This is a genomic window from Pseudomonas sp. S2_A10 (assembly GCF_054668465.1).
The window spans coordinates 970,649-992,021 of sequence record NZ_CP162773.1 but is presented as its reverse complement, the minus strand read 5'-3'; the positions used below and the strand labels follow the sequence as shown (position 1 = coordinate 992,021).

The window sequence follows — 21,373 nt, the reverse complement described above, 5'->3', positions numbered from 1 at the left end:
CGAATAAAGATGCGCCGAGCGCTGCACAGGTTCAAGTCATGTGCCAAAACAACTGTGGGAGCGAGCCTGTTTGCGAGGGCGGAGTGTCAGTCAACGAAGGTGTTGAATGACGAACCGCTTTCGCGAGCAGGCTCGCTCCCACAGGGGAACAGCGTTGTGCCGGAAGGCTTTTATCAGCCGCGATGACGCCCACGGAAGTAGTTGATCAGGCCTTGAGTCGAGGCATCGTCAGCCACGGTCTCGTCGCTGCCGACCAAGCGGTTGTAGACGCCTTTGCCCAATTCCTTGCCCAGTTCCACACCCCACTGGTCGAAGGCGTTGATGCCCCAGACCACGCTTTGCACGAACACTTTGTGCTCGTACATCGCAACCAGGGCGCCGAGGCGACGCGGGCTGATGCGTTCGACTACCAAGGTGTTGCTCGGGCGATTGCCCGGGATCACCTTGTGCGGCGCCAGTTTGCGCACGTCGTCTTCGCCCATGCCTTTGTCGCGCAGTTCGGCTTCGGCTTCCGGCAGGGTCTTGCCGAGCATCAGCGCCTGGCTCTGCGACAGGCAGTTGGCGTACAGCCACTGGTGATGATCGGAAACCGGGTTGAAGCTGACGATCGGCACGATGAAGTCGGCCGGGATCAGTTGGGTGCCCTGGTGCAGCAACTGGTGATAAGCGTGCTGACCGTTGCAGCCGACGCCGCCCCAGATCACCGGGCCGGTATCGGTCGACACCGAGGTGCCGTCCTGACGCACGCTCTTGCCATTGGACTCCATGTCCAGCTGTTGCAAGTGCTTGGTGATGTTGCGCAGGTAGTGGTCGTACGGCAGGATCGCGTGGCTTTGCGCACCCCAGAAGTTGCCGTACCAGACGCCGAGCAGGGCCAGCAGCACCGGCATGTTCTGTTCGAACGGCGCGGTCTGGAAATGCTGGTCCATGGTGTAGGCACCGGACAGCAGTTCCTTGAAGTTGGACATGCCGATGGCCAGTGCGATCGGCAAACCGATGGCCGACCACAGCGAGTAACGCCCGCCGACCCAGTCCCACATCGGGAAGATGTTTTCTTCGCGAATCCCGAAAGCCACAGCGGCGGCGTTGTTGCTCGACACAGCGATGAAGTGGCGATACAGCTCGGCTTCGGAACCGCCCTGCGCCAGGTACCAGGCGCGTGCGGCCTGCGCGTTCTTCAGGGTTTCGAGGGTGTTGAACGACTTCGACGAAACGATGAACAGCGTGGTCTCGGCGCGCAGTTTCTGCGTCAGCTCATGGAACTCGCTGCCGTCGATGTTTGCCAGATAGTGGCAACGTACGCCTTTCTGCGCGTAGGACAGCAGTGCTTCGGACACCAGCTCAGGGCCGAGGAACGAGCCGCCGATGCCAATGTTGACCACGTCGGTGATCGGCTTCTCGGTGTAACCGCGCCACAAGCCATCGTGAATGCGGCCGACCAGATCGGTGATCTGGTTCAGCACCTTGTGCACCTCCGGCATCACGTTGACGCCGTTGACCGACAATTTGTCGCCGACCGGGCGGCGCAGGGCGGTGTGCAGTGCCGGGCGGCCTTCGGAGGCGTTGACGATTTCGCCGTCGAACAGCGCCTTGATCGCGCCCTTCAGATCGACTTCATTGGCCAGGCCCACGAGCAGGTTGCGGGTCTCGGCGTTGATCAAATTCTTCGAATAGTCGAGAAACAGACCGCAGCTGCTGAGGGTGAACTGATTGAAACGCTGCGGATCGGCGTTGAAGGCTTCGCGCATGCTGAAATCCTGCATGGCTTGGCGGTGGTCTTTCAACGCTTGCCAGGCGGGCAGAGCGGTAACGTCGTGAGGAGTGCGGTAGTACGCCATCGCTGCGGTTTTCCTTTTTACTTGAACGGCCTTTTGAACACGGTACAGATCAACCACGAGTTTTAGCGCATGGGATCAACTGCGTCGACACGGGATCTGGACACAGGGCGAATACAGTAAACCTCGCGCTGCGTTCTGTCTTGACTTTGTCTGACCAGATCCCTGTACTTTTTTAACATCCGCAGAGGAATCTGGCCGACAAACGGAGGTGCCCGGAAGACTTTCGCCCAACCGGCATGCACCGGAAACACATGTGGGAGCGAGCCTGCTCGCGAAGGCGTGGTGTCAGGCAACTTATAAGTCGCTGATACACCGCCTTCGCGAGCAGGCTCGCTCCCACAGGGAAATTCGTTGCTGCTTAAATCTGGCTATCGAGATTCAGGTGCAGGTTGTCGATCAACCGCGTGGTGCCGAGGAACGCCGCTACCAGAATCACCAGATCGCGATCCTCCGCCGTCGCCGGACGCAAGGTCAGGCCATGACGGATTTCCAGATAATCCGGACGCAGCCCCGCTGATTCCAGCACCTGCAACTGCGCAGCGATCAGCGCCGGGTAATCACGCTCACCTTGCTTGATCGCTTCGGCGATGCTGCTCAGCACGCGGTAGACCACCGGCGCCACGGCGCGCTGGTCTTCATTGAGGAAGCCGTTGCGCGACGACAGCGCCAGACCATCCGCAGCACGCACGGTCGGCTCGCCGATGATCTGGATCGGCATGTTCAGGTCGTGCACCAGTGCGCGGATCACCGCCAGTTGCTGGTAATCCTTCTGGCCGAAGATCGCCAGATCCGGCTGGACCATGTTGAACAGCTTGCTGACTACGGTCGCCACACCTTCGAAGTGCCCCGGACGGCTGGCACCACACAGGCCTTCGGACAATTGCGGCACGCTGACCCTGGTTTGGCCGGCCATGCCGTCCGGGTACATCTCTTCAACCGTCGGCGCGAACAGCAGGTCGCAACCGGCTTCGAGGAGCTTTTCCTGATCGGCGGCGAGGGTGCGCGGGTATTTGTCGAGGTCTTCGCCGGCGCCGAATTGCAGCGGGTTGACGAAAATACTCGCGACCACGAAATCCACTCGCTGGGTAGCTTTGGTGATCAATGCGACGTGGCCGCTGTGCAGGTTGCCCATGGTCGGCACGAAGCCGATGCGCTTGCCTTCACCGCGCGCGCGGGCGACGGCGGCACGCAGTTCGCGTACGGTTTTGACGGTGTTCATGCAGAGAATCCGTGTTCGATGCCGGGAAACGTGGTGGCTTTGACTTCACTGACGTAAGCCTTCAGCGCGGCCTGGATGCTGTCCTGACCTTGCATGAAGTTCTTGACGAATTTGGGGACGCGGCCGGTGATCGACAGGCCGAGCATGTCGTGCAATACCAGTACCTGGCCGTCGGTGGCGTTGCCGGCACCGATACCGATCACCGGAATGCCCACGGCCTGGCTGATTTCTGCCGCCAGTTCGCTCGGCACGCACTCGAGCAACAGCATGGCCGCACCGGCCTGCTCCAGCGCGATCGCATCGGCACGCATCTGCCGCGCCTGGTTCTCATTGCGGCCCTGCACTTTATAGCCACCGAGGATGTTCACTGCTTGCGGGGTCAGGCCCATGTGCGCACACACCGGCACACCGCGCTCGGCGAGCAGGCGGATCGACTCCGCCAGCCACAGCTGACCTTCAACCTTGACCATGTGCGCGCCGGCCTGCATCAGCATGGCGCTGTTGTTCATGGTCTGTTCGAGGGTGGCGTTGGCCATGAACGGCAGGTCGGCGAGGATCAGGGCATCGCCATTGCCACGCTTGACGCTGGCGACGTGATAGGCCATTTCCGCCGTGGTCACTGGCAGGGTGCTGTCGTGCCCCTGCAGGACCATACCCAGGGAGTCGCCGACCAGCAGCACTTCGACACCGGCCTCATTGCAGGCATGGGCGAAGGTCGCGTCATAGCAGGTCAGCATGGTGATTTTTTCACCTTTCTGCTTGAGGCTCTGGAGCGTGGTCAGGGTGATGGCTGGCATGTAAAAAATCCTCGTTCAGGCGCTCTGGAAACTGCTGCGAGTCACGCGCGTGATTCTTCATCTACTCAGGCGCACGGTCTTGTGTCGTGCTTTGAAAGGCCTGGATTGCGCCCGTTCATGCCGGGTTGGCGGCAGCGGGACGCCTATAGTCGTGATGAGCCAACAGGAAGTCAATTGCGTGTGTTACCGCCTTGTTACGCGGGCGGTGTTACCGGCGTTACTGATGCGATTCAGCGGCGCGGCGGGCCTGATTGGGGGGATTTTTGTCTGACAAAAACTGGAGATTGGCAGGTGACCTGTGGCGAGGGGATTTATCCCCGTTGGGTCGCGGAGCGGCCCCATGTTTGTATACGGCTTGGTCAGATTTGGGCCTGCTTCGCAGTCCAGCGGGGATAAATCCCCTCGCCACATAACCACATTTCACAGAAGATTTTTGTCAGGGCTGGGAGATGCGTTCGAGGCCGACAAACGGGCAGGCGGCCAGGAGGTCTGTCAGCGTGCGGCCGTCGGCAAGACGCAGATCCTGCGGTGCCAGTTCAGCGAGGGGATAGAGAACGAACGCCCGCTCCTGAATCTGGTAATGCGGGACTTTCAGCCGTGGCTCGTCGATCAGGCGATCGCCGAACAGCAGAATATCCAGATCCAGCGTGCGTGGTCCCCAGCGTTCCAGACGTTCGCGGCCCTGAGCGTTTTCGATCGCTTGCAAGGCGTCGAGCAGCTCGATCGGTGCGAGCGAGCTGTCGAGGGCGGCGACGGCGTTGGTGTAACGCGGCTGGCCCGGCAGCAGCGAATCGCTTTGATAAAAGGCTGAGATGCCGGCAAGACTCGTCTGCGGCAATTGCCCCAGCGCCGCGATGGCGCTGCGCAACTGGTCGGCCGGGTCAGCGAGGTTGCTGCCCAGACCAATGTAGATGCGTTCCATCGCTTACTCGCCCGTCGCGCTCGAGGCGCCGGCGCGCTTGCGCTTGGAACCGCCGCTGCGGCGACGTTTGCGTGGCGCGCCGCTGGCATCGTCACCCTTGCCGCTGAGGTCGCGGATCATGTCGCGACGCTCGCTGTCGTTGGCGTCCTGATAATCGGTCCACCATTCGCCGAGGCCATCGGTCTCCTCGCCGGCGCTTTCGCGCAGCAGGAGGAAATCGTAACCGGCGCGGAAACGCGGGTTGTCCAGCAACAGATCGGCGCGTTTGCCACTGCGCCGTGGCAGGCGTTCCTGCATGTCCCAGATTTCGCGGATCGGCATGGTGAAGCGCTTCGGAATCGCGATGCGCTGGCATTGTTCGGCGATCAGCTCGTGAGCGGCTTCCTGCATCGCCGGAATCGGCGGCATGCCACGTTCCTGCAGACGCAACACGCGGGCCGGCAGTGCCGGCCAGAGCAGGGCGGCAAACAGGAACGCCGGGGTCACCGGTTTGTTCTGCTTGATGCGCAGGTCGGTGTTGGTCAGTGCTTCGCTGATCAAGGTATGGGTGTATTCCGGATTGTATTCCAGCGCTTCGGCACTGGCCGGGAACAGCGGGGCGAACAGTTGCAGATCAACCAACATTTCAAAGGTGATCGCGCCGTGCCCGGAGAGGAACAGCTTGAGCACTTCTTCGAACAGCCGCGCCGAAGGAATCTCGCGCAGCATCGGCGCCAGCTCACGGATCGGCTGCACGGTGTGCTTCTCGATGCCGAAGTTGAGCTTGGCGGCGAAACGCACGGCCCGCAGCATGCGCACCGGGTCTTCCTGGTAACGCTGCTTCGGGTCGCCGATCAGACGGATCAGGTGATTGCGGATGTCGTGCACGCCATTGGCGTAATCGAGAATGCGCTCGCTGACCGGATCGTAATACAGAGCATTGATGGTGAAGTCGCGGCGTTGCGCGTCTTCTTCCAGGGTGCCGTAGACGTTGTCGCGCAGAATGCGCCCGCTCTCGTTGCGCGAAGACTGGTTGCTGTCTTCCTCGTCTTCGTTGACCGGGTGATTGGCGCGGAAGGTCGCGACTTCAATGATTTCGCGACCGAAATGGATGTGCACCAGTTTGAACCGGCGACCGATGATCCGCGCATTGCGGAATTCGGCACGGACCTGCTCGGGGGTGGCGCTGGTGGCGACGTCGAAATCCTTGGGCGTGATGCCCAACAGCATGTCACGCACGCAACCACCGACCAGATAAGCCTGGTAACCGGCACCTTGCAGGCGTTCGACGATATTCACCGCATAGCGGCTGAACTGCGTTTTCTGCAGCGAATGTTGGCCGCTGTTGAGCACTTCAGGGGTGCTGCGGATGTGTTGCGTACGACGCACGGGAGTTCGGAATGACTGGAACAGCTTCTTCAGCATGGGATGCACTGTTTGAAGGAATGTTCGGCCATACCAAAAGAATGACCGCATGATGGGCGCAGATTCTAGCATTTAGTCGGGGGATGGTGTAGGACGCGGCAGATATGAGCTGCAAGCCCCAAGCTACAAGGGTCCAGCGAGGAAAACGGGGGAATTTCACGGAAGGGAGAAACTACAAGGGGAGCCGAAGCTCCCCAAGAAGTAGTTGCGTGCTCTTTTTATTATTGATTCGGGCTTCTTGTTTTTGTTGAGTGCCCTCGCCACGAAGTGTTTCCTTCGTGACCCTCCCAATCGGGAGCCAAGAGCAAACGGATTGCTTTGGTCGCTGAATTGCAGTGATCTGTCGATCCAACCAGTACAGGCTCTGTCTTAGGACAGTTTTTGTTGTTCTCGGCCTGGTCGTGGGGCAAGCCCCAAATACAACGCCTCTCCAAAAGAATCAGTTAGCTGCGCCTCTCGCCGTCTTGTTTTTATTGTGCGTGAGTCGATTCGTCTTATTTTTATTGTCTTGTGCATTGCTTGTTATTGTTCTTGTATCAAACATATAGCAGGGTGCGTGCCAACTTTTGCCAAGCCCAGTAAAACAAGGGGTTAGGTCGATATAACCGTTTTGCAGGGGCGAAAAAAAGCCGGGGTTTCGTTACCGATAACCCCGGCTTCTGTTACGTGAATCGACTGCGGTAACAGTTTTTTCACATTGTCATGCGTTACCCGCGCACGCGGTGGGTAACGCTCAGCTCTCGCTGGCAACCCCGGTCTTGCGTCGTGGAATGCCCAGACGCTGGCGGCGTTCCCACAGGCACTTGCGGCTGACGCCCAGTTTGCGTGCCAGTTCGGTCTCGGTCATGTGGTCCTGATGCTCGAGGACGAAGTGCTGGAAATAGTCTTCCAGCGACAGATCCTCGGTCGGCTCATGGCTGCTGTTGCTGGCGTTACCGCCGGTTTGCGGCGGCAAACCGATGAACTCGTCGTCTTCCAGATCGCTCAGCTCGATGTCGATGCCCAGCAGGTCGGCCGAAATCTCCGGGCTTTCGCTGAGAATCACCGCGCGCTCGACAGCGTTCTCCAGCTCACGCACGTTACCGGGCCACGAATAGTGCCGGATCGCCTGTTCAGCGTCGGCAGCGAATTTCAGGTCGGTGCGATTGATCCGCGCGCTCTGGCGAGCGAGGAAGGCATTGGCGATTTCGTTGACGTCGGCGCCACGCTCGCGCAGCGGCGGCAGCTTCAGGGCAATCACGTGCAGACGGTAATAAAGGTCTTCACGGAACTGGCCGATTTTCGCCAGGCTCTTCAGATCGCGGTGCGTTGCAGCGATCAGGCGCACATCGACTTTCTGCGACTGCACCGAACCTACGCGGCGGATCTCGCCCTCCTGCAGAACCCGCAGCAAGCGAGCCTGGGCTTCGAGGGGCAGTTCGCCGATCTCATCGAGGAACAGGGTGCCGCCGTCCGCCGCTTCGACCAGACCGGCGCGACCGGCGCTGGCGCCGGTGAACGCGCCTTTCTCGTGGCCGAACAGTTCGGACTCGATCAGGCTTTCCGGAATCGCCGCGCAGTTCACCGAGATCATCGGCGCCTTGGCGCGTTTCGACAGATTGTGCAGGGCGCGGGCCACCAGTTCTTTACCGGTGCCGGACTCACCCTGAATCAATACATTGGAATCGGTTGGCGCGACTTTGCGGATCTTGCTGTACAGGTCCTGCATCGGCGGGCAGGAGCCGATGATGCCGATTTCGCCATTGCTGTTATCCACAGCGGCTTTGCCATTGCCGGCGGCAGGCTTGCTCGCCGTGGCTTCGCCGGCAGCTGGCGCCGACTGACGATCACGCAGGATCCGCGCAACCGCCTGGAGCATTTCATCGTGGTCGAACGGCTTGGCGATGTAATCGACCGCGCCCATTTTCATCGAGTCGACCGCCGAGCGCAGGCTGGCGTAACTGGTCATGATCAGCACCGGTGTGCCTTGCCCGAGCTTGATCAGCTCGGTGCCCGGAGCGCCCGGCAGGCGCAGGTCGCTGACGATCAGATCGAACGTAGGAATGGTGAAGCGTTCTTGTGCTTCCTGCACTGATCCGGCTTCGCTGACCTGGTACTGGTTGCGTTCCAGCAGGCGGCGCAAGGCGGAGCGGATAATGGTTTCGTCTTCGACGATCAAAATGTGCGGCATTGATTCGATACTCTCGACGGTCTCAGTTCACAGCGGACGTCGCTTCGACATGACGCGGTAAGGTCACCCGGATACGGGTGCCGCGTTGGCTTTGTACATCAGCCGGGCTGTCGATGGTGATTTGTCCATAATGCTCTTCAACGATGGAATAGACCAGTGCAAGGCCCAGACCGGTGCCTTCACCCGGATCCTTGGTGGTGAAGAAAGGTTCGAACAATCGGTCCATGATGCTCGACGGAATACCGCTGCCTTCGTCTTCGACGATCAGATCGACCGTGTGTTCGCCGGCTTCGCTCTTGACCCGTACCGCACTGTGCGGCGGCGAGGCGTCGCGGGCGTTGGAGAGCAGATTGATAAGCACCTGGGCGAGCCGTTGCGGGTCGCCTTCGACCCAATGATCGGGATCGCACAGGTTGTAGAACTGCACTTCGAAATTGCGCCGGTTCAGCGCCAGCAGGCCAATGGCGTCCTGCGCGACTTCGGCCAGACACACTGGTTCGTCGTTGTGCTGATGGCTGCCGGCATGGGCGAAGCTCATCAGCGACTGGACGATGCGCGAGACGCGTTTGGTCTGCTCGAGAATCTGCCCGCTGATTTCCGTCAGCTCGCCGTCATCTTCACGCTCTTCGCGCAGGTTCTGCGCCAGGCAGGCGATGCCGGTGATCGGATTACCGATTTCGTGGGCCACACCCGCTGCGAGTCGACCGATGCTGGCCAGCCGTTCGGAATGCACCAGTTTATCTTCGAGCATCTGCGTTTCGGTCAGATCCTCGACCAGTAACACCAGGCCACTGTTACCCGGGGCCAACGGCTCGTCGATTGCCGCTTTGTGCAGATTCAGCCAGCGGGTCTGACCATCGAGGGCCAGATGCTGTTTGTGCAAATGCTCGTCGGGCAGGTTGATGAAGCCTTGCAGCAATTCTTTCCACGGGTTGGCGATCGTGCTCAGGCGCGAACCGACCACTCGCTGTGCGGCGATGCCGGTCAGCTCTTCCATCGCCTTGTTCCACATCAGGATCTCCTGATCCTTGGCCAGCGAGCAGACGCCCATCGGCAGTTCCTGCAAGGTCTGGCGGTGGTAGCGGCGCAGGGCATCGAGCTCGGCGGCCAGGCCGGTGAGGCGCGAGTGGTAATCCTCGAGACGGCTTTCAATGAAGTGAATGTCTTCGGTGACGTAGTTTTCGCCGCCAGCCTTATAGGGCAGGAAGGTTTCCACCATATCCTGCGCAACGCTCGGGCCCATCAGGCCGGACAGGTTGGCCTCGATGCGGTCGCGCAACCGGCGCAAGGCATACGGCCGGCGTTCATCGAAGGGTAGATACAAGTCGCGCAGCGCTTGCTCGACTTCTTTCTGCGCAGCCTTGGCACCCAGCGGCTTGGCCAGCTGCGTGGCGAATTCCTGCGGCGAGGCGGCGTGCAGTTCGCGGCGTTGCGGGCGCCGCACGTTGTCCACTGCACAGGCTTCGGCGGCGCTGGCTTCTTCCGGGCTGGCGTTGGTGAACAGCGAGATCAAAGTGAACATCAGCACGTTGGCGGCCAGCGAGGCGATGGCCGCCATGTGCCAACTGGTGTCGTCGAGCACGTAGATCATGTTCAGCAGCGGGATATAGAAGCCCTGCAGATTGCCGACCAGCGGCAGCAGCATGGTCACCACCCAGACCGTGATCCCAGCCAGCAGACCGGCAATGAAGCCGCGGCGGTTGGCGGTGGGCCAGTACAACACCGACAACACCCCGGGCAGAAATTGCAGAGTCGCAACGAACGCGACGATGCCGAGGTTGGCCAGATCCTGTTCGACGCCGAGCATCAGGTAGAAGCCGAAGCCGGCCATGATGATCGCCACGATCAGCGCCCGGCGGGTCCATTTCAGCCAGCGGTAGATATTGCCTTCGGCCGGCGGTTGATAAAGCGGCAGCACCAGATGGTTCAGCGCCATGCCCGACAAGGCCAGGGTGGTGACGATGATCAGGCCACTGGCGGCGGACAGGCCACCGACGTAGGCGAGCAAGGCCAGCGGTTTGCTGTTGGCGGCAATGCCGATGCCGAGGGTGAAATATTCCGGGTCGGTGGTGGCGCCGAGTTTCAGGCCTGCCCAGAGAATCAGCGGTACGGCAAGACTCATCAACAGCAGAAACAACGGCAGGCCCCAACTGGCGCTGACCAGCGAGCGCGGGTTGAGGTTTTCCGTAAAGGTCATGTGATACATGTGCGGCATCACGATCGCCGAGGCGAAGAACACCAGCAGCAGCGTGCGCCACGGGCCTTCCTGCAACGGCGTGTGCAGGGCGGCGAGGGCCGTCTGGTTTTGCAGCAGCCACAGTTCGAGCTGTTGCGGGCCGTCGAACACGCCATACAGCGCGTACAGGCCAACGCCGCCGAGAGCGATCAGTTTGATGATCGATTCGAAGGCAATCGCGAACACCAGCCCTTCATGTTTCTCGCGCGTGGCGATGTGCCGGGAACCGAAGAAGATCGTGAACAGAATAATCAGCGCACAGAACGCCAGCGCCACGCGGCTCTGCACACGTTCGCCGGTGAGAATGCCGATCGAGTCGGCCACGGCCTGAATCTGCAAGGCAAGCAATGGCAAGACGCCAATCAGCATGAAAATCGTGGTCAGCGCACCGGCCCAGGTGCTGCGAAAGCGGAAGGCAAACAGATCGGCCAGCGACGACAGTTGATAGGTGCGGGTGATCTTCAGGATCGGATAGAGCAGCACCGGCGCCAGCAGGAATGCACCGGACACGCCGAGATAACTGGACAGAAAGCCGTAACCGTACTGATAGGCCAGGCCCACCGTGCCGTAGAACGCCCAGGCACTGGCGTAAACCCCCAGCGACAGGGTGTAGGTCAACGGGTGGCGAATGATCGCGCGCGGGATCATGCCCCGTTCGCTGACCCAGGCAACGCCGAACAGCGCCGCCAGGTACGCGGCGCTGATCAGGATCATCTGGGTCAGGCTAAAGCTCATCGGCATCTTTTTGGCTCTGCAGGATGAAGGTCACGACAATCAGGATCAGCCAGAGCAGATAAGGGCGATACCAGGCGCCCGTCGCGTCGATCCACCAATCCATGATGGCGGGGGAGAACAGGTAGATCCCGACGACCAAAAGCAGGACCAAGCGATAGATGTACATCCCGGCCTCTCTTTTTTATGCGCGTGCCCGAAAACGTGCGGCGATGGTAACGGATGGGCGCGCGACTGCAAGTGTCGTCATTGCAGTTGCGCTTCGGGCAGGGTCAGTGTGCGCGGGATCTTGGCAGCATCCCAATGTGCGCTGCCCCAGGCCAGCAGTTCGCGCGGCGAAGCGTGAGCCAGTTCGGTGCCGGGATGCTGCCCCAGCGCGCGCAAGGCCCGCAGTAGCAACGGCGTGGCCTGATCAGCCTCAAGCGGCGGCGAACGATAGGACTTGCCGAGTTTGTTGCCGTCCGGCTGGGTGATCAGCGGCAGGTGCAGATAACGCGGCTGTTTCAGGCCGAGCAGTTCTTGCAGGTACAGCTGACGCGGCGTCGAATCGAGCAGGTCAGCGCCGCGCACGATGTCGGTAATGCCTTGCCAGGCGTCATCGAGCACCACCGCCAATTGATAAGCGTAGAGACCATCGCGCCGACGGATGACGAAGTCGCCGACGTCGCGGCCCAGGTGCTGACGGTATTCGCCCTGCACGCGATCGATGAAGTGGTATTCCAGCTCCGGCACGCGCAGGCGGATCGCGGCGTCGTGCTGATCATGGCCGGCATTGCGGCAAAACCCCGGATAAATCCCGTGATAGGGCTCCAGTTGTTTGCGCGAGCAGGTGCAGGCGTAGGCCAGACCGTGGTTGAACAGGCTGTCGAGCACTTCGGCATAAGCCGCGCGCCGATCGCTCTGGCGGACCATTTCGCCGTCCCATTCGAAGCCGTAACTTTCCAGCGCCTTGAGAATCGCCGCTTGCGCACCGGGCTCTTCGCGCGGCGGATCGAGATCTTCCATGCGCACCAGCCAGCGCCCACCGACGGAGCGGGCGTCGAGGTAAGACGCCAACGCAGCGACCAGCGAACCGAAGTGCAGGTGGCCACTGGGGGTAGGGGCGAAGCGGCCGATGTAGGCGGGGGATTTGGCAGTCATGGAGGCGATAAAGGCTATTCAGAATTTGAGCAGGTTACCTCTGTGGGAGCGAGCCTGCTCGCGAAAGCTGTGTCAGTCATGAAAGAGTTATCTGAGAGGACGCTTTCGCGAGCAGGCTCGCTCCCACAGAGGCAGACGCAGGTTCCGCGGGCAAAACACAGAAACAAAAACGGAGCGTTCACACGCTCCGTTTTTCGTTCAGGCCGAGATTACTTGCCGACCTGCTTTTCCTTGATTTCCGCCAGGGTCTTGCAGTCGATGCACAGATCCGCGGTCGGACGGGCTTCGAGGCGCTTGACGCCAATCTCGATGCCGCAGGACTCGCACCAGCCGTACTCTTCGTCTTCGATCAACTGCAGGGTCTTGTCGATTTTTTTGATCAGCTTGCGCTCGCGGTCGCGGGCGCGCAGTTCGAGGGAGAACTCTTCTTCCTGGCTGGCACGGTCGGCCGGGTCAGGGAAGTTGGCCGCTTCGTCTTTCATGTGGTCAACCGTACGGTCGACTTCCTGCATCAAGTCCAGTTTCCACTTGTTCAGGATCTTGGTGAAGTGCGCGCGCATCGGAGCGCCCATGTACTCTTCACCCGCCTTCTGAACGTAAGGTTCGAAGCCGCTGATCGACGTTTGCTGCTGTTGCTTTGCTTGGGTGGGCATGAAATGGACCGCCTCTACTCTTGTAATCCATTGCGCAGGATTGCTCCATCACCGACACCTGCCGGCCCTGCGGCTGCAAGCGGGCGAACTTACCAGATCAAATCAGCCTGCGCTACTCCCGGATGTCGAGCCCCCGGCGGGTGGCGCTTGCAGATGTCTGACAAGCCGTGTCTGTGGGAAGGGAGACCTGTTCAATCACTGATTTTAGTCAATCCTGGAGCGTACGTTCAGATCGTTACAGTCCAGCGTTCTTGAGGCTGTGACCTTCACGGGTTCTCGCTCGTTCCGGCAGACAGGTAGAATCGTCTCTTTTTTCCGTCGAAGGCATTCCAATGGCCCCCTACAGTGCGCGCAGTCGTGCGATCGAACCGTTCCATGTGATGGCGCTGCTGGCGCGGGCCAATGAATTGCAGGCCGAAGGCCACGACGTGATCCATCTGGAAATCGGTGAGCCGGACTTCACCACCGCCGAGCCGATCATTCGCGCCGGACAAGCTGCGTTGACGGCGGGCAAGACCCGCTACACCGCCGCCCGTGGCATTCCCGAACTGCGCGAGGCGATCGCCGGTTTCTACCAATCGCGTTATGGCCTGAATATCGACCCACGGCGGATTCTGATCACGCCGGGCGGCTCCGGCGCGTTGTTGCTGGCCAGTGCCCTGTTGGTCGATCCGGGTAAACACTGGCTGCTCGCCGACCCGGGCTACCCGTGCAATCGGCATTTCTTGCGGCTGGTCGAAGGCGCGGCGCAATTGGTGCCGGTCGGGCCGGAGGTGCGTTATCAACTGACCCCGGATCTGGTGGCGCGGCACTGGGACCACGACAGTGTCGGCGCCCTCGTCGCTTCGCCGGCCAACCCGACCGGAACCCTGCTGACCCGTGATGAACTGGGCGGACTGTCCACAGCGATCAAGGCCCGACACGGGCACTTGGTGGTGGATGAGATCTACCACGGCCTGACCTACGGCACTGATGCTGCCAGTGTGCTGGAAGTCGATGACGGCGCTTTTGTCCTCAACAGTTTCTCCAAGTATTTCGGCATGACCGGTTGGCGCCTGGGCTGGCTGGTGGCGCCAGACGCGGCGGTCAGCGAATTGGAAAAGCTTGCGCAGAACCTCTACATCAGCGCGCCGAGCATGGCGCAATACGCTGCGCTGGCCTGTTTCGAGCCAGCCACCATTGCGATTCTCGAAGAGCGCCGCTCCGAGTTTGCGCGCCGTCGCGATTTTCTCCTGCCGGCGCTGCGTGAACTTGGTTTCAACATTGCCGTTGAGCCTGAAGGCGCGTTTTATCTGTACGCCGATATCAGCCGTTTCGGCGGCGATGCCTTCGCGTTCTGCCGGCATTTCCTCGAAACCGAGCACGTCGCCTTTACGCCGGGACTGGATTTCGGTCGTTATCAGGCCGGTCATCACGTGCGCTTCGCTTACACACAAAACCTCGCACGTTTGCAGGAAGCCGTGGAGCGCATCGCGCGCGGCTTGAAGAGCTGGCAAGGCTGATGCGCTTTTATCCTGCTCTGGAAGAAGCGCGGCTGATTCGACGTTACAAGCGGTTTCTCGCCGATATCGAGACCGTTAGCGGCGAGTTGCTGACCATTCACTGCCCCAACACCGGCTCGATGCTCAATTGCCAGGTCGAGGGCGGGCAGGTCTGGTTCAGCCGCTCCAACGACCCTAAACGCAAGTTGCCCGGCACTTGGGAGATTGGCGAAACACCGCAGGGCCGGCTGTTTTGTGTCAACACCGGGCGCGCCAACGGCTTGGTTGAGGAAGCCTTGCAGGCTGGCGTGATTACCGAGTTGAACGGCTTTACCGCGTTGAAGCGTGAGGTTGCCTACGGACAGGAAAAAAGCCGCATCGACTTCCGCCTCGAATACCCCAGCGGACCGGCGTATGTCGAAGTGAAAAGCGTCACCCTCGGCTTCGACGGCACGGCGGTGGCGGCGTTTCCCGATGCGGTGACCCAGCGCGGCGCCAAACATCTGCGCGAGCTGGCGCATCTGGCGCGCGACGGCATTCGGGCGGTGCAGTTGTACTGCGTGAACCTCACCGGCATCGATGCCGTGCGCCCGGCCGAGGAAATCGATTGGGCTTACGCCGAGGCGCTGCGTGAGGCGGTCGCGTGCGGTGTCGAGGTGTTGGCGTATGGCGTGCGCCTTGACCATGAAGAGATGGTCATCGATCGCCGACTCGACGTGCGGCTCAACGGTTAAACGTCGATCCACACGCCTTGTGTATCCTCCCGGCATTCAATTGCCGTGAGCGACTGCCCGGCGCAGGGGCCGGCGACGCATTCGCCGTTCTCGATCAGAAACAGTGCGCCATGGGTGGCGCACTGGATCAGGCTGTTGCTCGGATCGAGAAACTGGTCGGGCTGCCATTCCAGCCCTACGCCCCGGTGCGGGCAGCGATTGAAATAGACAAAGACTTGGCCACCTCGACGCACGGCAAACAGCTTTTTGCCTTCGATTTCGAAACCGCGACTGCCAGCTTCGGCCAGATCGCTGCCGGCGCAGAGAAACTTCATGGCTATCCTCTAATGTCCGCTCGTGTCGGGATATGTCCGAGCTTGACGTTCAAATGCAAACAATTATCAAATGGCGACCTTCTCCCAGAAGGAGTCTGGCCGTTGCCGAGGATACTTGGCTCGCTGCGCCGATGCCCGGGAAACCTTGTTCAAGGAAGCTGTGTATGCGCCTGAAAACCCGCGTTGCCGTGCTGTGCGCCGGCCTTTTGCTCTGCCATCAGGCGGCTGCGGCGGATTTACCGCAACGCTGGGTCAGCGCCGGTGGCGCGCTGTCGGAATGGGTCAGCGCACTGGGCGGCGAGTCGAAGCTGGTGGGGGTCGATACCACCAGTCAGCATCCCCAATCGTTGCAGACGCTGCCGAGCATTGGTTATCAGCGCAGCCTGTCGGCCGAAGGCATCTTGAGCCTGCGCCCGGACATTCTGATCGGTACCGAAGAAATGGGGCCGCCGCCGGTTCTGGCGCAAGTCAAAGCGGCCAAGGTCAAAGTCGAGTTGTTTTCAGCCCAGCCTGATCTGCCGACGCTGGAAAAGAATGTCACTCATCTGGGCCAGTTGCTCGGTGCGCAAGAGAAGGCTGCGCAGTTGCTGGAGAATTATCAACAGCAGCTCCAGGCGCAGACAGTGCGAGTTGCCCAAGTGCAAACCACACAGAAATCCCCCGGTGTGTTGCTGCTGCTCGGGCACGCCGGCGGCAAGCCGTTGATCGCCGGCAAGGACACTGCCGCCGATTGGCTGCTGCAACAGGCCGGCGGGCACAACCTTGCTACTCATACCGGCTACAAACCGTTTTCTGTCGAATCCCTCGCCAGCCTCGATCCCGAAGTGCTGGTGTTCGCTGACCGAGCGTTGACCGGCGAAGCGGCAAAAGCCGCGTTGTTCAAGGAAAACCCCATCCTCAATTCCAGCCGCGCGGCCAAGAGCGGGCGGGTGATGGAGCTGGACCCGACGCTGCTGGTTGGCGGTCTCGGGCCACGGTTGCCGGCTGCTTTGCAAACCCTGACGGACGGTTTCTACCCGGCCAAGGGCGGCCAATGACCACACTGGTCAAACCCCGTGGCTTGTTCATCGGCCTGACCTTGCTGTGTCTGCTGGCGATCTGGCTGTCGCTGGCATTGGGGCCGGTGAGCCTGCCGCTGTTTGACACTTTGCGCGCCGCGCTGCGTCTGGTTGGCGTGCCGCTGGCGCCGGAGGGGCTGGAGCAGGCCGAGCTGATTCTCGGCCAGATCCGTCTGCCGCGAACCTTGCTCGGCTTGGCGGTCGGCGGCGTGCTGGCGCTGTCCGGCGTGGCGATGCAAGGTCTGTTTCGTAATCCGCTGGCGGACCCGGGGCTGGTCGGGGTGTCCAGTGGCGCGGCACTTGGCGCGGCGATTGCGATTGTCGGCGGCTCGTTCTTTGGCGGCCTGCCGGAGTGGTTCGGGCCGTATCTGTTGTCGGTGTGCGCGTTTCTTGGCGGGCTCGGGGTGACGGCGCTGGTCTATCGGCTGGGCCGGCGCAACGGTCAGACCCACGTGGCGACCATGTTGCTGGCCGGTATCGCGCTGACGGCGCTGGCCAGTTCGGCGGTCGGTCTGTTCACTTATCTGGCCGATGACGCGACGCTGCGCACTCTGACCTTCTGGAACCTGGGCAGCCTCAACGGCGCCAGTTACGCGCGGTTGTGGCCCTTGCTGATCATCACCATCGGCGTGGCGCTGTGGCTGCCGCGTCGGGCCAAGGCATTGAATGCCTTGTTGCTCGGTGAATCCGAGGCTGGTCATCTGGGCATCGATGTCGAACGGCTCAAGCGCGAACTGGTGTTCTGCACCGCGCTGGGTGTTGGCGCGGCGGTGGCCGCTGCGGGCATGATCGGTTTTGTCGGGCTGGTGGTGCCGCATCTGGTGCGCCTGCTGGCCGGCCCGGATCACAAAGTGCTATTGCCAGCCTCGGTCCTGGCGGGTGCGAGCCTGTTATTGCTCGCCGATCTGGTGGCGCGCCTGGCGCTGGCGCCGGCGGAGTTGCCAATCGGCATTGTCACCGCGTTTATCGGCGCGCCGTTCTTTCTTTATCTGCTGCTGCGAGGGCGTGCCTGATGTTGTCTGCGCACAATCTGCATGTTCGCCGTGGCCGCAAAGCGGTGCTCAGTGGAGTCACGCTCGGGCTCGAACCCGGCGAGGTGCTTGGGGTGCTGGGGCCGAACGGCGCCGGGAAAAGCACGTTGCTTGGCGCCTTGTGCGGGGAGTTGCTCGCCAGTGACGGCAACGTTTCGCTCGATGGACAGGCATTGAGCTATTGGAGCGGAACACAGCGGGCACAACGACTGGCGGTGTTGCCGCAGGTGTCGACGCTGGATTTTGCCTTCGCCGTCGAAGAGGTCGTCGGCATGGGCCGTTTGCCGTACCAGACCGGGCGCGTACGTGATGACGAAATCGTCGCGGCAGCGCTGGCCGCCGCCGATGCCGGTCACTTGGGTGGGCGCAGCTATCTGGCATTGTCCGGTGGCGAGCGTCAGCGCGTGCATCTGGCGCGGGTGCTGGCGCAACTCTGGCCGGGTCAGGCCGGGCAAACCTTATTGCTCGACGAACCGACATCGATGCTCGATCCGCTGCATCAGCACACCACCCTGCAGGCGGTGCGCGAGTTCGCCGATCGCGGCGCGGCGGTACTGGTGATCCTGCATGATCTGAATCTTGCGGCGCGCTATTGTGATCGCGTGCTGTTGCTGGAGGAGGGGCGCCCGGTTGCGCTGGATACCCCGCAGCAGGTGCTGCGTCCGGATACGCTCAGAGCGGTGTTCGGCCTGGAGGTTTTGGTGCAACCGCACCCGGAGCGTGGGCATCCGCTGATCATCGCCCGCTGATCAATCATCGAGGTGTCGCATGCGTGGATTGTGGTTGTTGGCACTGGTGTTGCTCGCGGGGTGTCAGCACGTGGTGGCTCCACCGGTGGGCGGCGATATCCGCGATCTGCGCAGCGGCGAGATGCTCACCGCGCAGCAACTGCTGGTGCGTCTCGCTGAACCTGAGCGTTTGATCATCGGTGAGCAGCACGACAATGCCGATCATCATGCTGCGCAATTGTGGCTGTTGCAGTCGCTGGGCGAGCGCCGGGTGCAAGGCAGTCTGCTGCTGGAAATGCTCACGCCGGATCAACAAGCGAAAGTCGATGCGCTGCGCCAGTCGAAGTCCGTCGCGGCTGATTTGCCTGCGGCATTGGCCTGGCAGGAGGGCTGGGACTGGAATCTTTACGGGCCGATCGTGCGCTTCGCTCTGACACAGCCATATCCGCTGCTGGCGGCCAATCTCGATGACAGGGAAATCCGTGCGTTTTACCGAAATCCACCTGCGCTGAACGGTCCTCGCAGTAATGCGTTGTCCGTGCAGAACACGTTGCTTGGACAAGTCAGTGAATCCCACTGCGGCCTGCTGCCCGAATCACGGATGCCGGCGATGCTGGCAATTCAGCAACAGCGTGATCGACGCATGGCCGAACGCATGCTGGCGGCGCCAATGCCTTCGATCCTGCTGGCCGGTGCCTGGCATGCGCGCAAGGATGTCGGCGTGCCGCTGCATTTGCTGGATCTTGGCGCTGACAAACCACCGATCGTATTGATACTCGCCGAGCAGGGCGCTGCGGTAACGGCGGCGATGGCCGATTACGTCTGGTACACGCCGGCCACGCCGAAGCCGGATTACTGCGAGCAGATGCGTCAGCAATTCGCCAAATGACTTTTCGGCAGGCAAAAAAAGACCCGGTAAAAACCGGGTCAAATAACCGTGATTAGCCTGATGAGGAGATAATCTGAGAGTCCGAACCAAGGGCTTTTCAGAATATCGACTGATCTCGCGACCAGTTGTGATAATCATAGCGATTCTCATTACCGAGTCAACCGCTGTTTTTGCCAATCTGTAATTTAGTTTTGCGAGGGGTGGTGAGGCCCTGTGAATAAAGGGCTATGCGCTAGGTGCGCTGCGTCGTCAACTGCGTGATCTGGCGATTCAACTGTCCGATGCGCCGAGCCATCCCCTCAATCAGGCTGTGGGCAATCTTCGGATTGCTGCGGGTCATGCTCAAAAACTGATCACCAGGAATCAACATCACCGTGCTCGGCTCGGACGTCACTACCGTGGCGTTGCGCGGCTCGCCGGTAAACAACGCCATGGCGCCGAAAATCTCGTCCTTCGGCACGTCACCGACCTTGTGCCCGTCAACAAATGCCTCAGCATGCCCATCGATAATCACGAAAACATGGTCCGCTGCATCGCCCTGTTGAATCAGCACGGCGCCGGCCTCGACCCGTTTGAAGCCGTTGGTGCTGCGGAACTCCCGGGGTTTCAACTCGGCCACAGCGTGGGCGAGCAGCGCCATTTGCCCGAGCAGATAGCTCAGAAGCTGCTCGGCTCGATCAGGGTCGGCATACAAATGCTGCAAAACCTCTGCGCGACCATAGGGCAGCAGGCGCACAGTGCTGTCGCTGCATACGCGGCAGTCGCTCCATTGCTCGCCACGTTGCAGACCGAGCAGATCACCTTCCTGCCAATAGAACAGAGGGCGGCCCGCGATGCAGCCATGCACAACGCCCTCGCTCAGCAAAAACAGCTGATCGTCCGGCAACTGCGCAAACAAATCATCCGTGGCCTCCAGTTCGACAACAGGCGCGCACGGCGACAAATCCTGCAGCCACTGCCCGGGAAGACTCTGCAAGCGATTGATCAATGCGTCGGCGTGGGCCGACTGTTCCCCCAGCAAATACATGGCGTCAGCGCCTGTTCAGTTTTTATGGCGCGCGGAAATGGCTTCGAGCTGCTTGTTCAAGGCGTCCTTGCGCTCGGCAGGGATGTCGTTCCAGTGCACGTCCATCAACGCCCCTTCGATCGCATACAACAACACCTTTGAAGCGCGAAAGCCTCGAGTACGCACGGCCCGGTAGGCATCCACTGCACCGAGGCGACGCAAGTCCGAGGCGCTGTGGATGCCCACGGCATGCAGCCATTGCGCCGATGTCTTGCCAAGATTTTTCAGGTGTTGCAGTTCATCATTCATCAAGCCTCCTTGCGACGGCCGAATGGTGCGTGGGCGAGCTTCTCAGCAGTGTAGCCATCAGTAGGAAAAGCGTGGTTGTTTGGTCGGATTCGACGCAAAAGCTTCTAAGAAAGGGGGATAAAGGACCTGCGAACGCAGAGGGAAGGGAGGTAAACGATTATCAATGTGGGAGCGAGCCTGCTCGCGAAGAGGGCGTATCAGATACAATCAATATCGACTGACACTACGCCGTCGCGAGCAGGCTCGCTCCCATAGGGGCAAGGCGTGGTGTCAGGAAGATTTCCGGATATCAGCGAGTGCGATAGCGCAACCGTGTACCGAAATTCATCGACATCAGGATCTCGTCGGCACTCAGCTCCGGCGGGAAGTACGCACCGGAAATCTGTGCATGGGCCAGGCTGGCGCCTTCGAGCGAAGCCTTGCGGAAATCGATGCCACGCAAATCGGCGGAGCGGAAATACGCATCGCGGAAATCCACGTTATCGGCGTTCAGTTCACGCAGGTCGAGGCCCCGGAAATCGCCACCCACCATGTCGATCAGACCATCCTGTGGACGTTCTTTGTTGAAGCCTGCAACGTCATCTTTGTGCAGCAGGGCGTAAAGCGGAGTGTCGAGCAGTTTAGGCTGGCTCATGTCAGATCACCTGTTGGTTTTATGACGCCAGTATAGTGCCACTATTTGCCGGCCGTGAAGCGAGCGAGGGCTTCACGG

At 60.9% G+C, this 21,373-nt stretch carries 20 protein-coding genes; 6 read left to right on the top strand and 14 right to left on the bottom strand.

Annotation, left to right across the window (positions count from 1 at the left end; all coding sequences use genetic code 11):
- Positions 1-173: 173 nt before the first annotated feature.
- From pgi to dksA, 10 genes are all read right to left on the bottom strand, one after another.
- On the bottom strand, positions 174-1,838 hold the full coding sequence (pgi, locus tag AB4N41_RS04530) for a glucose-6-phosphate isomerase (RefSeq protein WP_016773160.1): 1,665 nt from the start codon (positions 1,836-1,838) through the stop codon (positions 174-176).
- 358 nt (positions 1,839-2,196) lie between these two features.
- A complete protein-coding gene (gene panC, locus AB4N41_RS04525) occupies positions 2,197-3,057 on the bottom strand; it encodes a pantoate--beta-alanine ligase (protein ID WP_252876908.1) in 861 nt (286 codons plus the stop codon).
- The gene (panB, locus tag AB4N41_RS04520) at positions 3,054-3,854 is read right to left on the bottom strand and encodes a 3-methyl-2-oxobutanoate hydroxymethyltransferase (RefSeq protein ID WP_041477826.1); all 801 of its coding nucleotides are present in this window, start codon (positions 3,852-3,854) and stop codon (positions 3,054-3,056) included. The genes panC and panB overlap by 4 nt, the downstream gene beginning before the upstream one ends.
- A gap of 436 nt (positions 3,855-4,290) precedes the next feature.
- The gene (gene folK, locus AB4N41_RS04515; protein WP_252876907.1) at positions 4,291-4,776 is read right to left on the bottom strand and encodes a 2-amino-4-hydroxy-6-hydroxymethyldihydropteridine diphosphokinase; all 486 of its coding nucleotides are present in this window, start codon (positions 4,774-4,776) and stop codon (positions 4,291-4,293) included.
- Between the two features lie 3 nt (positions 4,777-4,779).
- Entirely contained in the window at positions 4,780-6,180 is a 1,401-nt protein-coding gene (locus tag AB4N41_RS04510) for a polynucleotide adenylyltransferase PcnB (RefSeq protein WP_039761624.1), read from the bottom strand.
- Positions 6,181-6,913: 733 nt separating this feature from the next.
- The gene (locus tag AB4N41_RS04505; protein ID WP_039761623.1) at positions 6,914-8,350 is read right to left on the bottom strand and encodes a sigma-54-dependent transcriptional regulator; all 1,437 of its coding nucleotides are present in this window, start codon (positions 8,348-8,350) and stop codon (positions 6,914-6,916) included.
- Positions 8,351-8,372: 22 nt separating this feature from the next.
- On the bottom strand, positions 8,373-11,327 hold the full coding sequence (locus AB4N41_RS04500; protein WP_024014332.1) for a sensor histidine kinase: 2,955 nt from the start codon (positions 11,325-11,327) through the stop codon (positions 8,373-8,375).
- On the bottom strand, positions 11,311-11,487 hold the full coding sequence (locus AB4N41_RS04495; protein WP_003176118.1) for a hypothetical protein: 177 nt from the start codon (positions 11,485-11,487) through the stop codon (positions 11,311-11,313). The genes AB4N41_RS04500 and AB4N41_RS04495 overlap by 17 nt, the downstream gene beginning before the upstream one ends.
- A gap of 77 nt (positions 11,488-11,564) precedes the next feature.
- The gene (gene gluQRS / locus AB4N41_RS04490) at positions 11,565-12,458 is read right to left on the bottom strand and encodes a tRNA glutamyl-Q(34) synthetase GluQRS (RefSeq protein ID WP_150638523.1); all 894 of its coding nucleotides are present in this window, start codon (positions 12,456-12,458) and stop codon (positions 11,565-11,567) included.
- Positions 12,459-12,667: 209 nt separating this feature from the next.
- Complete coding sequence (dksA, locus tag AB4N41_RS04485; protein ID WP_041477831.1) at positions 12,668-13,111, bottom strand: RNA polymerase-binding protein DksA; 444 nt, start codon at positions 13,109-13,111, stop codon at positions 12,668-12,670.
- A gap of 332 nt (positions 13,112-13,443) precedes the next feature.
- On the opposite strand from dksA, the gene AB4N41_RS04480 reads away from it, so the two are divergent.
- Together AB4N41_RS04480 and sfsA are read left to right on the top strand one after the other, a co-directional pair.
- Positions 13,444-14,613: a pyridoxal phosphate-dependent aminotransferase gene (locus AB4N41_RS04480; protein ID WP_095181823.1), complete on the top strand. Its 1,170-nt coding sequence runs from the start codon at positions 13,444-13,446 to the stop codon at positions 14,611-14,613.
- A complete protein-coding gene (sfsA, locus tag AB4N41_RS04475) occupies positions 14,613-15,326 on the top strand; it encodes a DNA/RNA nuclease SfsA (RefSeq protein WP_024014329.1) in 714 nt (237 codons plus the stop codon). Before AB4N41_RS04480 ends, sfsA begins: the two co-directional genes overlap by 1 nt.
- Here sfsA and AB4N41_RS04470 read toward each other — a convergent pair.
- Positions 15,323-15,640 (bottom strand): Rieske (2Fe-2S) protein, encoded by a 318-nt coding sequence (locus tag AB4N41_RS04470; RefSeq protein WP_122506697.1) that lies wholly within the window; start codon positions 15,638-15,640, stop codon positions 15,323-15,325. The two genes, sfsA and AB4N41_RS04470, sit on opposite strands and share 4 nt — an antisense overlap.
- 164 nt (positions 15,641-15,804) lie before the next feature.
- Between AB4N41_RS04470 and AB4N41_RS04465 the strand changes: the two genes are divergently transcribed.
- The 4 genes from AB4N41_RS04465 to AB4N41_RS04450 are packed head-to-tail and all read left to right on the top strand — an operon-like array spanning position 15,805 to position 19,346.
- Positions 15,805-16,677, top strand: coding sequence for a heme/hemin ABC transporter substrate-binding protein (locus tag AB4N41_RS04465; protein WP_252876906.1), 873 nt, complete (start codon positions 15,805-15,807; stop codon positions 16,675-16,677).
- Positions 16,678-16,727: 50 nt separating this feature from the next.
- Positions 16,728-17,711, top strand: a complete 984-nt coding sequence (locus AB4N41_RS04460) for a FecCD family ABC transporter permease (RefSeq protein WP_162999784.1) — start codon at positions 16,728-16,730, stop codon at positions 17,709-17,711.
- Positions 17,711-18,478 (top strand): heme ABC transporter ATP-binding protein, encoded by a 768-nt coding sequence (locus AB4N41_RS04455; RefSeq protein WP_252876905.1) that lies wholly within the window; start codon positions 17,711-17,713, stop codon positions 18,476-18,478. Before AB4N41_RS04460 ends, AB4N41_RS04455 begins: the two co-directional genes overlap by 1 nt.
- Before the next feature lie 19 nt (positions 18,479-18,497).
- Positions 18,498-19,346, top strand: coding sequence for a ChaN family lipoprotein (locus AB4N41_RS04450; RefSeq protein ID WP_252876904.1), 849 nt, complete (start codon positions 18,498-18,500; stop codon positions 19,344-19,346).
- Positions 19,347-19,578: 232 nt separating this feature from the next.
- Here AB4N41_RS04450 and AB4N41_RS04445 read toward each other — a convergent pair whose 3' ends face one another.
- The 3 genes from AB4N41_RS04445 to AB4N41_RS04435 all read right to left on the bottom strand — a co-directional run bounded on the left by AB4N41_RS04445 (position 19,579) and on the right by AB4N41_RS04435 (position 21,295).
- Positions 19,579-20,373: a Crp/Fnr family transcriptional regulator gene (locus AB4N41_RS04445; protein ID WP_252876903.1), complete on the bottom strand. Its 795-nt coding sequence runs from the start codon at positions 20,371-20,373 to the stop codon at positions 19,579-19,581.
- 15 nt (positions 20,374-20,388) lie between these two features.
- Positions 20,389-20,661 (bottom strand): TfoX/Sxy family protein, encoded by a 273-nt coding sequence (locus AB4N41_RS04440; protein ID WP_016773175.1) that lies wholly within the window; start codon positions 20,659-20,661, stop codon positions 20,389-20,391.
- Between the two features lie 289 nt (positions 20,662-20,950).
- Complete coding sequence (locus AB4N41_RS04435; RefSeq protein ID WP_041477841.1) at positions 20,951-21,295, bottom strand: pentapeptide repeat-containing protein; 345 nt, start codon at positions 21,293-21,295, stop codon at positions 20,951-20,953.
- Positions 21,296-21,373 lie beyond the last annotated feature (78 nt).